Origin of the sequence: Actinoplanes sp. NPDC049802 (genome assembly GCF_040656595.1) — a bacterium.
Taxonomy (GTDB): domain Bacteria; phylum Actinomycetota; class Actinomycetes; order Mycobacteriales; family Micromonosporaceae; genus Actinoplanes.
This window is the reverse complement of the sequence record NZ_JBFAMR010000011.1, coordinates 1-12,924: the sequence shown is the minus strand read 5'-3', so window position 1 is coordinate 12,924 and position 12,924 is coordinate 1. Positions and strand designations below refer to the sequence as shown.

Below are 12,924 nucleotides of genomic sequence, written 5' to 3'. Positions count from 1 at the left end.
ATGACCAGGGCTAGGCTGGAGGACGTCATGATCAAACGCAGCAGACTGTTCGGCAACAAGACCCGGGTGACCTTCTGCCTCCCGGCCGGCGAGCCGCCCGGCCGGGTCAGCGTGGTGGGTGACTTCAACGACTGGCGGCCCGGCACGCACGAGCTCCAGGTGCGCCGCAACGGCACCCGTACGGTGAGCGTGCCTCTCGACCCGGGCCACTACAAGTTCCGTTACCTGGCCACCGGCGGCGTGTGGCTCGACGACGAGGACGGCAGCGAACTTCATCTATAAGCGGTCCGGCCGGGCCTGCGGGAAGATCTGCTTGACGCATGGCTGACGTAAAGCTGGCGATCATCTACTACTCGTCCACGGGCACCATTCACACGATGGCGCAGCGGCTCGCCGAGGCGGGTGAGAAGGCGGGCGCCGAGGTGCGGCTGCGCCAGGTGCCCGAGCTGGCGCCGGCCGAGGCGATCGCCTCCAACGCCGCCTGGAGCCGGCACCACGACCTGACCAAGGACGAGCCGAGGGCGGTCGCCGACGACGTGGTGTGGGCCGACGCGGTGCTCTTCGGCACACCCACCCGGTACGGCAACGTGACGAGCCAGCTCAAGCAGTTCATCGACACGCTCGGCCCGCAGTGGGCGCAGGGTCTGCTGGCGAACAAGGCGTACGCCGGGTTCACCGCGTCGATGACCGAACACGGCGGCCAGGAGTCGACCCTGCTGGCCCTCTACAACACGATCCACCACTTCGGTGGCGTGGTGGTGGCGCCCGGCTACACCGACCCGCTCAAGTTCGCCGACGGCAACCCGTACGGGGTCTCGCACGTCACCGGCGGCAGCAACGACGCCCCGCTCACCGAGGTCCAGCACGCCGCCCTGGAACACCTGGCGCGGCGCGTCGTCACCATCGGCGGGCGGCTGCGCGCCTGACGGTACGGTGCTGGGATGGCCGTCGACACGCAATTCGAAGACCTGCTCCGGCGGGTGCTCCAGACCGGCACGCCGAAGGGCGACCGGACCGGGACCGGCACGCTCAGCCTGTTCGGGGAGCGCCTGCGTTACGACCTCTCCCGGGGATTCCCGCTGATCACCACGAAGCGGGTGCACTTCAAGTCGATCGCGGTCGAGTTGCTCTGGTTCCTGCGCGGGGACACCAACGTCGCCTGGCTGCGGGAGCAGGGTGTCACCATCTGGGACGAGTGGGCGTCGCCCGACGGTGAGCTGGGACCGGTCTACGGCAAGCAGTGGCGGTCCTGGCCCACACCGGCCGGTGACGTGGACCAGATCACGCAGGTCGTCGAGACGCTGCGCAACGACCCGGACTCGCGGCGGAACATCGTCTCGGCCTGGAACGTGTCGGAGATCCCGGACATGGCCCTCGCACCCTGTCACGTGCTGTTCCAGTTCTACGTGGCCGACGGCCGGCTGTCCTGCCAGGTCTACCAGCGCAGTGCCGACCTGTTCCTGGGTGTGCCGTTCAACATCGCCAGCTACTCGCTGCTCACCATGATGATCGCCGCCCAGGTGGGCCTGGAGCCGGGTGACCTGATCTGGGTCGGCGGTGACGTGCACATCTACAACAACCACGTCGAGCAGGTGAAGGAGCAGATCGCCCGGGAGCCCTACCCGTTCCCGGCGCTCGAGATCAAGCCCCGCCCGAGCCTGTTCGATCACGAGTTCGCCGACTTCACGGTGGCCGGCTACCGGCATCATCCGCTGATCCCGGCCCCGGTCGCGGTGTGACCGGCCGGGCATGACGGTCCACATGATCTGGGCGGAGGCCCGGGGGCGCGTGATCGGGGCCGGCAACACGATCCCCTGGCGGGTGCCGGGGGAGCAGGCCGTCTTCAAGGAGCGGACCATGGGCGCGCCCGTGGTGATGGGCCGCCTCACCTGGGAGTCGCTGCCGAAGCGGCCGCTGCCGGGCCGGGAGAACATCGTCCTCACCCGGGATCCGTCCTGGGCGGCGGCGGGCGCCACGGTGGCGCACTCCCTCGACGAGGTGGGACACGACGACTTCTGGGTGATGGGCGGTGCCGAGGTCTACGCCGCCTTCCTTCCGCGGGCCGGGCACATCGTGCGTACCAGGATCGACATCGCCGTACCGGGGGACGCGTTCGCGCCGGAGCTCGGAGACGACTGGCAGGTCGCGAGCGCCACCGAGGTCCGGGCGCCGAACGGTGTCACCTACGTGGTCGAGGACCTCACCCGGACGGAGCTCACCCGGACGGAGCTCACTTCCCGGGCGTGAGCCGGATCGACAGGCTGTTCACGCAGTGCCGCGTGTTCTTCGGGGTGAAGCCCTCGCCCCGGAACACGTGACCCAGGTGTGAGTCGCAGTTGGCGCACCGGATCTCGGTGCGCACCATCCCGTGGCTGCGGTCGTCGATCTCCTTGACCGCGCCCGGGATGGCGTCGTCGAAGGACGGCCATCCGCAGTGACTGTCGAACTTGGTGTCGCTCGGGTAGAGCCGGGCGCCGCAGGCCCGGCAGTCGTAGACACCCGGCGTCTTGGTGTCGACGTACTCGCCGCTCCACGGCGCTTCGGTGCCGGCCTCGCGGAGCACCCGGAACTCGTCCGGGGAGAGGCGGATCCGCCACTCGTCCTCGGTCGTGGGTAGATCGGTTGTCATGCCATCCACCGTACGTCGCACGTGGCGTGCGCCGGAGGTGGTGATCGCGCCGGTTGAGAGGTCATGGAAGGTGCATCCCCGGCGACGTTCCGGCCGACCTGGCAGCAGGTGCTCGGCCATGGTCTCTACCTCGGCGCGGTGAGCGCGGTGGCGAGTGTCACGGCGGGGGTGATCGTGGCTCTGGCCTGGCCCGGGCGGGGCGGCCCGCCGGGCTGGGTGTGGCTCGTGCTGATCGCCGGGCCGCTGCTGCTCGGTGCGGTCGCCGGTCTGGTGGCCGGGCGGCGTACCGGTGTCGAGGTGGGCGCCGGCGGCATCCGTACCTCGTCCGTGTTCGAGGAGGGTGAGGCGCCCTGGAGCCGGGTGGTGGATCTGCGCGCCGAACGGCGTGGGCGCCGTTGTGTGGTCTCCGTCTACCTGGACACCGGGGCCAGCGTGCAGTTGCACGCCCCGTACAGCGGGGGATTGTTCGCGGCTGACCCGCAGTTCGAACTCAAGGTGTTCGCGTTGTCTCATTTGTGGCGGAGTCACCGATTCGGTGGTCTTCCTAGCTGAAGACCCGCCGGGGGGTGTTTGCGGGTAAAACGGGCAATTACCGTTAAGCTCCCGTGCGACCATGGAACCGTACCTTCAGCAACAGAACGGATACTCCTCATGAGCTTTTCGCGTCGGCTGGCCGCTGGTCTTCCCGCGGTCGGCGCCACTGTCCTCGCCGCTCTCGCCCTCGGTGCCACGCCCGCCGCGGCGGCCACTGCCTTCCCCGCTCTCGCCCGCGGCGCCACCTCCGCCGCGGCGGTCACCGACCTCGCCGGAAAAGCCGGTCACGCGGTCGTGGCGCCGAGCCCTGATCCGGGTGACCAGCGAGGGAACGCCGGGTACGGCGCCAGCGTGACCGAGTCACCGGCCGGACCGGGCGACAACGCCACCACGCCGCCCACGGCCCGCCCGGCCAAGACCACCGCCACCGTCAAGGCGGTGCCCACCACGGCCACCGCCACCACACCGACCCGCGGCAAGCCCGGCTACGGCGGCGAGAGCCCGGCGCCCAGCCCGAGCCCGAGCGTGCCGACCGGCAACGTCAACTCGGTCCCGCCGGCCGGGGTCAGCTCCGAGACCGCCACGCCCGCTCCGACCCGTACCACCGCGGGCGCGGGGGTCAGCTCCGGCGGCACCCTCCCGCTGACCGGCGCGCCCCTCGGCGGCACGCTGGCCCTCGGTGGCCTGATGGTGGCCGGTGGCGCCGCGGCCGTCTGGTACACCCGCCGTCGCCGCAACGCCTGAAATATCGCTATAAAGCGGTAGGAGGCCGTCCGGTTCGCCGGGCGGCCTTCCCGCGTCCCGGCGCATAGGGTGAAGGACATGCCGAAAGCCGCCGCGGAAGAGCACGAGATCGCCGGCCACACCGTGCGCCTGAGCAGCCCGGACAAGATGATCTTCCCGCAGCGCGGGTTCACCAAACGGGACGTCTTCGAGTACTACCTGGCCGTCGGCGACGGCATCCTGCGTGCCCTCCGCGACCGCCCCACCACGCTGCAGCGCTTCCCGGACGGCATCGAGGGCGAGATGTTCTTCCAGAAGCGGATCCCCACCCGCGGCGTCCCCGACTGGATCCGGACCGCACAGATCAAATTCCCGAGCATGCGTACGGCCGACGAGCTCAGCCCGGCAGACCTGGCCCACGTGGCCTGGGCCGCCCAGATGGGCACCGTGGTCTTCCACCCCTGGCCGGTCCGCGCCGCCGCCCCGGACGAGCCCGACGAACTGCGCATCGACCTCGACCCGCAACCCGGCACCGGCTTCACCGACGTGGTCGCCACCGCAGGCGTGGTCCGTGAGGTCCTCGCCGACCTCGGCTGGACCGGCTACCCGAAGACGTCCGGCGGCCGTGGCGTGCACGTCTACGTGCGGATCGAGCCACGCTGGTCGTTCATCGACGTGCGCCGGGCGGCCATCGCCCTGGCCCGCGAGGTGGAGCGCCGCAACCCGGCCGGCATCACCACCTCCTGGTGGAAGGAGGAGCGCGGCGAACGGGTGTTCCTCGACTACAACCAGATGGCCCGGGACCGCACCATCGCCTGCGCCTACTCGCTGCGCGCCAACGCCCGGGCCACCGTCTCCACCCCCGTCACCTGGGCCGAGCTGACCGACGCCGAACCGGACGACTTCGACCTGAAGACCGTGCCGGCCCGGTTGGCCCGCGACGGTGACCCGCACTCCGGCATCGACGACGTGGCCCACGACCTGACCCCGCTGCTGGAGTGGGTGGAGCGCGACGAACGGGACGGGCTCGGCGACCTGCCCTACCCGCCCGACCACCCGAAGATGCCGGGCGAGCCGAAACGGGTGCAGCCGTCCAAGGACCGCGACCTGAAGCGCTGAGGACCCGGCACGGGCGGCGACCCGGACTCGCATGATCGAATGCCGGTCACGGGCTGTCGCGGACCGCTCACCTCGGGCACCATGACCACATGCACGCGCTGCTCACGCTGCCGAGACTCGTCTATCGCGCGGTGGTCTGGCTCGCCAACTCGCCGAAGACCCTGCTCCTGTCGTACTCGATGCTGATCGTCATCTGCGCCACCCTGTACGACCACTTCGAGGAGGACACCACGTTCGGCGACTCGATCTGGTGGGCCGTCGTCACCGCGTCCACGGTCGGCTACGGCGACATCTCACCCAAGACGTGGCAGGCCCGCGTGATGGCCGGCATCCTCATCTCGGTCATGGTGCTGCTGGTCATCCCGCTGATCACGGCCCACTTCGCCAGCAAGCTGATCGTCGACACCGACGCCTTCCGCCACGAGGAGCAGGAGGAGCTCAAAGACAACCTCCGGCGTGTACGGACACTGCTGGAGGAACTGGCCGTCCGTCAGGGAGTGATCACTTCGGAGGACAGCGCAGACCCTCCGCCGGCATCTTCAGATCCAGCAGGTAACCGTCCACCGCGTCCTTGATGCACTCGGTCGACGGGTAGGCGGTGTGCCCCTCACCCTCCCAGGTGAGCACCTGGCCGACACCGAGCATGTTCGCCAGATCGGCGGTGTTCTCGTACGGCGTCGCCGGGTCACCGGTCGTGCCCACCACCAGGATCGGCGGCGCACCCTCCGCCTTGCCGGCCGGGTACGGGTCCCGCCCTCCACCCCAGTACGCGCACGGCAGCATCCCGACCGCCAGCGCCGCGCCGAACAGCGGGTACCTGGTCCGCCACTCGTTCTGCAGCCGGCGGATCTCCTCGACGCCCGGCGCCTTCTCGTTGTCCGTGCAGTTCACCGTCAGGTTGGCGTCGAACAGGTTGGAGTAGGTGCCGTCCGGTTCGCGTTCGGCGTACTGATCGGCGAGCTTGAAGATGCCGGTGGCGTCACCGGCCTGGAGATCGTCGATCGCGTTGGCCAGGTCGGTCCAGCCCTGCTCGGTGTAGAGCGACGAGATCAGCCCCAGGAACACCCAGCCCGCCGTGGCGTCCCGCCCGTCCGGCCCGCGCACCGGCGACGTCTCCGCCTTGGCGAGCGCGTCGGTCACGGCGCCCCGGGCGTCCGGCGCGATCGGGCAGCGGCCCGAATTCTCCGAACACCACTTCGTGAAATTGGTGAACGCCCGCTCGAAGCCCTTGGCCTGCTGCTCCGAACCCTGCGCGAAGGTCTCCGTCGGGTCGACCGCACCGTCCAGCACCAGCGCCCGCACATTCTTCGGGAACAGCTGCGCATAGGTGGCGCCGAGCAACGTGCCGTACGAATACCCCAGGTAGGTGAGCTTCTCGTCGCCGACCGCGGCACGCAGCGCGTCGAGGTCGCGGGCGGCCTGCTCGGTGGAGAAGTCGGTCAGATCGTCGCCGTACTTCGTCGCGCAACCGTCGGCGACCTTCTTGTTGATCGCCGCCACCGCGTCGAACTCGGCCTGGCTCACCGGGTCCGGGTCGGCCGCGAAGCTGGCGTCCTGATCCTTCGGGGCGATGCACTTGACCGGGCTGGACCGGCTCACCCCGCGCGGGTCGAAGCCGACGATGTCGAACCGGTTGGTGATCTCGGTGGGCAGACCGCCGAGCGCCTCGCCGAACGACAGATAGACCGCCAGGTCGACGCCCGAGCCACCCGGGCCGCCCGGGTTGAGCAGCAGCGAGCCGATCCGGTCGCGCTGCTTCTCGGACCGGATCCGGATGAGCGAGATGTCGTACTTCTCCGCGGCGCCCGGCTGGGCCCAGTCCTCCGGCACCTGAACCGTGCCGCACTCGTAGACCATCCCGGGAGCGGACCGGCCCACCAGGTCCCGTGGCACCTCGGGGCAGGCCCGCCATGCCACCGAACCCGCCGGGGCGGACTCGGACGTGCCGGCGCCCGAGCGGGCCGGCGCGCCCGCCCCCTCCGGCGCGAACGACGGCAGGGTGCAGCCGGTGGCCGTGACCAGGACGGCGAGGGCTGCGACGGCCAGGCGTGAGCGACGATCCACGCACCGACCCTATCCGGTCGATGCCCGGACGGCCCTCAGCGGCTGGTGAGCACCTCGGCCAGCTCGAACCGCACCGGGCGCTCCAACTGCTCGTACGTGCAGGTCAGCGGGTCCCGGTCAGGCCGCCACCGTTCGAATTGGGCGGTGTGCCGGAACCGGAGGCCCTCCATGTAGTCGTAGCGGACCTCGACCACCCGTTCCGGGCGCAACGGCGTGAACGACAGGTCCTTGCCCGCGTTCCACCTGCTCACCTCGTTCTTCCGGGGGGTGCGCTCGCCCTGCTCGTGCGCCGCCCAGTTCCACGGATGTCCCTCGAACGTGGTGACCAGCGGCTGCAACTCCGCGAACAGCTCCTCGCGCACCTTCATCGGGAACGAGCCGATCACCCCGACACTCACCAGGACACCGCGGTCGTCGTGCAGCCCGAGCAGCAGCGACCCGATCCGGTTCTCGGCCGACTTGTGCACCCGATAGCCGGCCACCACACAGTCCGCCGTCCGCTTGTGCTTGATCTTCGACATCACCCGTTTGTCCGGCTGGTACGTCAGATCACGGCCCTTCGCGATCAACCCGTCCAGGCCGGCGCCCTCGAACTCGGCGAACCACCGGCGGGCCGTCTCCAGATCGTCGGTCGCCGGCGTCACGTACACCGGAGGTTCGGCGTTCCCGAGAATCCCGCTCAGACGGGCACGGCGCTCGCTGAACGGCAGCTCGGTCAGATCCTCGTCGCCGAGCGCCAGCAGATCGAACGCCACGAAACTCGCCGGAGTCTGCTCGGACAGCAGCGTGACCCGGCTGGCCGCCGGATGGATGCGCTGCTGGAGCGCCTCGAAATCCAGCGTGTTGCGCTCGGTGTCGGCGACGATCACCTCGCCGTCGATCACCACCCGCTCCGGGAAGTTCGCCAGCACCGCGGCGACCACCTCGGGAAAATAGCGGGTCATCGGCTTCTCGTTGCGGCTGCCGATCTCCACCTCGTCGCCGTCGCGGAAGACGATCGACCGGAATCCGTCCCATTTGGGCTCGTAGAGCTGACCGGGCGGGATCTCCGCGACGGGCTTGGCGAGCATCGGCTTGACCGGCGGGTTCAGCGGGAGCTGCATCCGATCAGTCTGCCCCCTCCGGCCCGCGCCGGCTGCCCCATCAACGGACGGAGCCCGCTCCCCGCGGACCGAGTCCGTTCCTCCGGCCCGCGCCGGCGCCGTCAGCGGACGAGCAGCTCCACCAGTCTGGTCAGCTCGGCCTTCGGATCGGCGGTCAGGCCCATGTGGACCGGCCCGGCCCGCAGGATCGTGCTCCGCGGCGCCACCAGCCAGCGGAACCGCTCACCCAGCCGCATGTGCTCGGCGGCCCCGCCACCCGCGCACGTCCGGTCCCAGGCGTCCAGCGCCGCCCGGATCGCCGCCACATCGGCCGACGGGTCCAGCGACCGCAGCCGGGACTCGTCCAGGTGCGTCCGCGCCGACAGGAAATCGTGCCGCTGGCAGTAGAGCAGCACCCCGACGTTGATCAGCTCCCCGCGCTCGACCCGGGGCATCGCCTGGATGACCGCGTACTCGTAGGGGATCACGGCAGCCACGCCTCCGGCCGCTCGGCCCGGCGCGACAGATGACTCAGATAGGCGGCCCGGTCGCCGTTCTCCAGCCACTCCTGGGGCACCATGGCGATCACCTCGGCCAGCAGTTCCGGCGTGATCCGCGCGGCCAGCGCCGGGCCCTCGGCCGCCAGCTCGTGCGCGAAGGGCCTCAGCACGTGGTCGTCCCACCGGTAGGGCCGGTTCACCACCTGCTCGGCGCGCGGCCAGTTGTGGTGGAAGTAGAGCGTCGCCCCATGATCGATCAGCCACAGCTCGCCGTGCCAGATCAGCAGGTTCGGATTGCGCCAGCTGCGGTCCACGTTCTCCACGAACGCGTCGAAGGCGATCACCCGGCTCGCCAGCCCGGCATCCACCGGGTGCGCCACCGGGTCGTACCCGAGCGAGCCCGGCAGGAAATCCATCCCCAGGTTGCCCCCGGCGCTGGCCTTGATCAGCTCCTGGACCTCCTCGTCCGGCTCCGCCCGCGCCACCACCGGATCCAGCTCCACCCGGGCCAGCTCCGGCACCGGCAACCCGAGCCGCCGCGCCAGCTCCCCGGCGATCACCTCGGCCACCAGCGCACGCGGCCCCTGACCCGCCCCGCGAAACTTGACGACATAGGTCCCGAAATCGTCGGTCTCGACGATGCCGGGCAACGACCCACCCTCCCGCAAGGGCGTCACATAACGGATGGCGGTGACCTCACGCAACACGCCACTCACCCTACGGACCACGATTTCGTACGCGGTGCGCCGCCCCGCCGAACCCGGACCGTCCCGCCCGCTCCACGCCTGCCCCTGCCCACGTCCCGGCCGCAGCGCGACCGCCGGGCTTGAGCGCCCCCTCACCCGGCCCCGCGCTCGAGGCCCGGATGCGCCGGACGGCACGCACGTAGGGCTCCGCGTGATCGCTCGCGGGAATCCCTCGCCGAGCACTGGCAGAGTTCGCTGAAAGGTTGTAAGCATGTAATCAGGTAAGCGAGGGAGGTAGTCATGCGAGTCCGTTTCGCTCCGCCCGGTGGCCGCTCCGAGCCGCCCAGCGCCGACGACGCCGCCGCCTGGATCACCGGCGCGGTTCCCGACGGCTGGTTCACCGAGGCCCCCGAGGTCGTCATCGACCGCGACGAGATCATCATTTGGGGGCGGCTGCCCCGCCCCGACCTGCCGGAGGACGCCACCGATGCCGACCGGGCCGCCGGTCAGGCCGGGCGGATCGCCCAGTTCCGGGAGGACACCCGGGAGGCACGGATCCGGGTCGCCCGCCAGGTCGAGCACCGCTACCAGCGCAAGGTCGCCTGGGGTGCCCGATGCGGGGACGCCTCGGAGCTCTTCACCCACCTGTCCGCGCCGGTGATGACCCGGCTGCGGCAACCCGAGCGCCAGGTCCTCGACACCCTGGTCGACGCCGGTGTGGCCCGTTCCCGTTCGGAGGCGCTGGCCTGGTGCGTGAAGCTGGTCGGCCGGCACACCGAGGAGTGGCTGGGCGAGCTCCGCGCGGCGATGACCCAGGTCGACGAGCTCCGCCGCCGGGGCCCGGAGGCCTGAGCAAGCGGCCACCGTCCAGGGCGGGCCCGGCGCCGAAGCCTGCCGGAGGAGACATTCGGCGCCGGCCCGTCGGCGGCACGCTCGCCACGGGAGGCGATGCGGGTTCACGGTGATCGGCCGGTCGCGGCAACCAGCGCGATCCGGCACGTGAGCGGGCGACCGACCGCTCAAGCCCCGCAAACAGTCCTCGCCGAGGGGATTGTCCGAACATTGGCTGTTCCTGTTCGGCTGTTGGTGGGTGTTGTCTCGAGCGTTCCGGGGCGGCGTTCAGTGCCGGCTGTGTGGTTCTGGTTGGTAGGTGTTGTCTCGAGCGCTTCGGGGCGGCGTTCAGCGCCGGCTTTGTGGTTCTGGCTGGTCGTGGGTGCTGCAACAGACGCAGCGAGGCGGCGCTCAGCGCCGGCCGTGCGGTCGTGGGCGGATCAAGGGCCGGGGGAGGCGCGCGGCGCGTGATCGGATCGCGTGGCAGTATGGTCCGATCATGGGCCGGGAAACGGCGAACCGCCCCGGCACCGGAGGATCGGCGACGAGGCGGCTCGGGTCTGTGGGCCATCGTGGGGGATGGCTGCCTGGGAGCGCTCCCACGACGGACGTTACCGCATATTCGCGGGCCTGAAAAGACCTCCCGGCCGACGGCTTGATGGCCCGGCAATTGCGACATGCCAGAACGGGCAATTTGCACTGGCCACCGCCATGACGACAGAATGAATGCGACGACGACCATTCGCGGCCAGGACCGGCGCGAGCGTCAGCCGAATAACGTCGCTGTAGGAGCGAACAACCATGGCCAAGCAGATAATTACCGTTCTGACCGACGACCTCGACGGGGGTGATGCCGACCGCACCGTCGAATTCGGTCTCGACGGGGTCAACTACACCATCGACCTGTCCGAGAAGAACGCCGGTAAGCTGCGCAAAGCCTTGGAGCCGTTCCTCTCCGCGGCCACCCGTCTGGGTCGTAACGGCAACGTTCCGGCTACTGCCCGGCGAGCTGTCCCGACGGTGTCGAGCCGTTCCAGCCGCGACCAGAATCAGGCCATTCGCGAGTGGGCCAACAAGAACGGCTACCCGGTCTCCGAGCGGGGCCGGATCCCGAGCAACGTGGTCGAGGCCTACCACAACAAGCGCTAGAGCGTTCGGTGCGCGGCGCCGTCCGGGTTTCCGGGCGGCGCCGCTCCGTCTCCTGTGGACGGTCGGGCGGGGCTCTGACCTCAGCGGTGGGCGTCGATAGCGGGCGGGTTCGGCGCTATTCCGGTTCAGCGGACCGGGAACGAGGCGGCCGCGATCGACGGGAAAGCCCGCCCCGGCCGAGGGAAATCCTGCCGGTAAAGGAGCGTTAACCGGCCGGGAATGAGACGGTACCGGCCCGACGTAACGGCGTCGACCGGAAACCGGCCCGCACTTCGCCCCGGCACCGGTCCGGCGAGCCCGAAAAGGGCATCCGCGGGCCCCGGACCGGAAAACGCCGGAAAATAACCGAAGATTCAACACCGCCGTACGGGGTAGCCGAACACTCATGCGTGTAGTGATCGTGGGTGCCACCGGTAACGTCGGCACCGCCCTGTTGCGGCGTCTCCACGCCGAGGACGACATCGAGGTCACCGGAGTGGCCCGTCGGCCGCCCGCGCCCACCGCGCCGTACGCCGGACCGGACTGGCACTCGGTCGACGTCGGGTCCGACGATGCCGCCGGCCGGCTCACCGGGATCTTCACCGGGGCCGGCGCCGTGGTGAACCTGGCCTGGCAGATCCAGCCCAGCCACGATCCGCGCCGGCTCTACCGGACCAACGTGCTCGGCAGCCGGGCCGTCTTCCGGGCCGCGCTCCGGGCCGGTGTCCCGTCGCTGGTGCACGCCTCCTCGGTGGGCGTCTACGCGCCCGGCCCGAAGCACGCCTACGTCCGCGAGACGTGGCTGCGCGCCGGGGTGCAGGAGTCGTCGTACAGCCGGCACAAGTCGCTGGTGGAACGGATCCTCGACGAGATCGAATCGGACCATCCGACGCTCCGGATCGTCCGCCTGCGCCCGGGGCTGATCTTCCAGCGGGAGGCCGGCACCGAGATCGCCCGGTACTTCGCCGGGCCGCTGCTGCCCGCCCGGCTACTGCGGTTCGGCCGGCTGCCGGTGGTGCCCCGCAACCCCGGACTCCGTATGCAGGCGGTGCACGCCGACGACGTGGCCGACGCCTGTCTGCGGGCGTTGCGGGCCGACGTGCGGGGCGCGTTCAACATCGCGGCCGGGCCGGTCCTCGACGCCGAGGTGGTCGCGCGGGCGTTCCACGGCGTCGCTCTGCCCGTACCAGGACTGCTTCTGGAGGGTGCCGCCGCGCTCACCTGGCACCTTCGCATGCAGCCGGTGGACCGCGGATGGGTGCGCCTGGCGCTGAAAGCGCCGTTGATGAGCTGCGACCGGGCCGCCGCCGAACTCGGCTGGGCGCCGCGGACCGACGCGCTCACGGCGCTGCGCGAGCTGATCGCCGGCATGGCCGGTCACGCCCACACCGACAGCCCACCCCTGACGGCCGATCCCACCCGTCCCGGCCGTCTGGGCGGCCTGCTGCGCGGCCGCCTCCCCGGCACCGGCGACCCCTACTGACCCCTACTGACCCCTTCACAAAACGGACCACTCACCCCTACGGCGGTGCACTGGACGCCTGGCTGCTGCTGGCGATGCTGGCGGACGGCAAGGACGACACCGTCGGGGCTCGGGAGGCGCTGCGCCGGGCGCTGCGGGTGGCCGG

16 protein-coding genes are annotated in these 12,924 nt (G+C 70.5%); 11 read left to right on the top strand and 5 right to left on the bottom strand.

Annotation, left to right across the window (positions count from 1 at the left end):
• Window positions 1–27: 27 nt before the first annotated feature.
• From AB0I88_RS10695 to AB0I88_RS10680, 4 genes are read left to right on the top strand one after another with little or no spacing between them, the layout of a single operon-like run.
• On the top strand, window positions 28–282 hold the full coding sequence (locus AB0I88_RS10695; RefSeq protein ID WP_361021276.1) for an isoamylase early set domain-containing protein: 255 nt from the start codon (window positions 28–30) through the stop codon (window positions 280–282).
• A gap of 38 nt (window positions 283–320) precedes the next feature.
• Window positions 321–926 carry an NAD(P)H:quinone oxidoreductase gene (gene wrbA, locus AB0I88_RS10690; protein ID WP_361021032.1) on the top strand — a complete coding sequence of 202 codons (606 nt, stop codon included), beginning with the start codon at window positions 321–323 and terminating at the stop codon, window positions 924–926.
• A gap of 15 nt (window positions 927–941) precedes the next feature.
• Window positions 942–1,739: a thymidylate synthase gene (locus AB0I88_RS10685; RefSeq protein WP_361021030.1), complete on the top strand. Its 798-nt coding sequence runs from the start codon at window positions 942–944 to the stop codon at window positions 1,737–1,739.
• Between the two features lie 10 nt (window positions 1,740–1,749).
• Window positions 1,750–2,247: a dihydrofolate reductase gene (locus AB0I88_RS10680; RefSeq protein WP_361021028.1), complete on the top strand. Its 498-nt coding sequence runs from the start codon at window positions 1,750–1,752 to the stop codon at window positions 2,245–2,247.
• Here AB0I88_RS10680 and msrB read toward each other — a convergent pair.
• The gene (gene msrB / locus AB0I88_RS10675; RefSeq protein ID WP_361021026.1) at window positions 2,231–2,629 is read right to left on the bottom strand and encodes a peptide-methionine (R)-S-oxide reductase MsrB; all 399 of its coding nucleotides are present in this window, start codon (window positions 2,627–2,629) and stop codon (window positions 2,231–2,233) included. The two genes, AB0I88_RS10680 and msrB, sit on opposite strands and share 17 nt — an antisense overlap.
• Before the next feature lie 63 nt (window positions 2,630–2,692).
• Here msrB and AB0I88_RS10670 point away from each other — a divergent pair, with 63 nt between their 5' ends.
• The 4 genes from AB0I88_RS10670 to AB0I88_RS10655 all read left to right on the top strand — a co-directional run bounded on the left by AB0I88_RS10670 (window position 2,693) and on the right by AB0I88_RS10655 (window position 5,580).
• The gene (locus AB0I88_RS10670; RefSeq protein ID WP_361021024.1) at window positions 2,693–3,181 is read left to right on the top strand and encodes a hypothetical protein; all 489 of its coding nucleotides are present in this window, start codon (window positions 2,693–2,695) and stop codon (window positions 3,179–3,181) included.
• A gap of 99 nt (window positions 3,182–3,280) precedes the next feature.
• The gene (locus tag AB0I88_RS10665) at window positions 3,281–3,907 is read left to right on the top strand and encodes a hypothetical protein (protein WP_361021022.1); all 627 of its coding nucleotides are present in this window, start codon (window positions 3,281–3,283) and stop codon (window positions 3,905–3,907) included.
• Between the two features lie 78 nt (window positions 3,908–3,985).
• The gene (ligD, locus tag AB0I88_RS10660; protein ID WP_361021020.1) at window positions 3,986–5,005 is read left to right on the top strand and encodes a non-homologous end-joining DNA ligase; all 1,020 of its coding nucleotides are present in this window, start codon (window positions 3,986–3,988) and stop codon (window positions 5,003–5,005) included.
• An 89-nt stretch (window positions 5,006–5,094) separates the two neighbouring features.
• Entirely contained in the window at window positions 5,095–5,580 is a 486-nt protein-coding gene (locus AB0I88_RS10655; RefSeq protein ID WP_361021019.1) for a potassium channel family protein, read from the top strand.
• On the opposite strand, the gene AB0I88_RS10650 is transcribed toward AB0I88_RS10655, so the two are convergent.
• From AB0I88_RS10650 to AB0I88_RS10635, 4 genes are all read right to left on the bottom strand, one after another.
• Window positions 5,507–7,069: an alpha/beta hydrolase gene (locus AB0I88_RS10650; protein WP_361021017.1), complete on the bottom strand. Its 1,563-nt coding sequence runs from the start codon at window positions 7,067–7,069 to the stop codon at window positions 5,507–5,509. The genes AB0I88_RS10655 and AB0I88_RS10650 overlap by 74 nt on opposite strands.
• A 35-nt stretch (window positions 7,070–7,104) precedes the next feature.
• Window positions 7,105–8,172: an ATP-dependent DNA ligase gene (locus tag AB0I88_RS10645; protein WP_361021015.1), complete on the bottom strand. Its 1,068-nt coding sequence runs from the start codon at window positions 8,170–8,172 to the stop codon at window positions 7,105–7,107.
• A gap of 101 nt (window positions 8,173–8,273) precedes the next feature.
• Window positions 8,274–8,639 (bottom strand): DUF3037 domain-containing protein, encoded by a 366-nt coding sequence (locus tag AB0I88_RS10640; RefSeq protein ID WP_361021013.1) that lies wholly within the window; start codon window positions 8,637–8,639, stop codon window positions 8,274–8,276.
• Window positions 8,636–9,358: a HipA family kinase gene (locus tag AB0I88_RS10635; protein ID WP_361021011.1), complete on the bottom strand. Its 723-nt coding sequence runs from the start codon at window positions 9,356–9,358 to the stop codon at window positions 8,636–8,638. Before AB0I88_RS10635 ends, AB0I88_RS10640 begins: the two co-directional genes overlap by 4 nt.
• Before the next feature lie 279 nt (window positions 9,359–9,637).
• Here AB0I88_RS10635 and AB0I88_RS10630 point away from each other — a divergent pair, with 279 nt between their 5' ends.
• From AB0I88_RS10630 to AB0I88_RS10620, 3 genes are all read left to right on the top strand, one after another.
• Entirely contained in the window at window positions 9,638–10,189 is a 552-nt protein-coding gene (locus tag AB0I88_RS10630) for a hypothetical protein (protein ID WP_361021009.1), read from the top strand.
• 780 nt (window positions 10,190–10,969) lie between these two features.
• A complete protein-coding gene (locus tag AB0I88_RS10625; protein ID WP_361021007.1) occupies window positions 10,970–11,317 on the top strand; it encodes an Lsr2 family protein in 348 nt (115 codons plus the stop codon).
• A gap of 385 nt (window positions 11,318–11,702) precedes the next feature.
• Window positions 11,703–12,779, top strand: a complete 1,077-nt coding sequence (locus tag AB0I88_RS10620; protein WP_361021005.1) for an NAD-dependent epimerase/dehydratase family protein — start codon at window positions 11,703–11,705, stop codon at window positions 12,777–12,779.
• Window positions 12,780–12,924 lie beyond the last annotated feature (145 nt).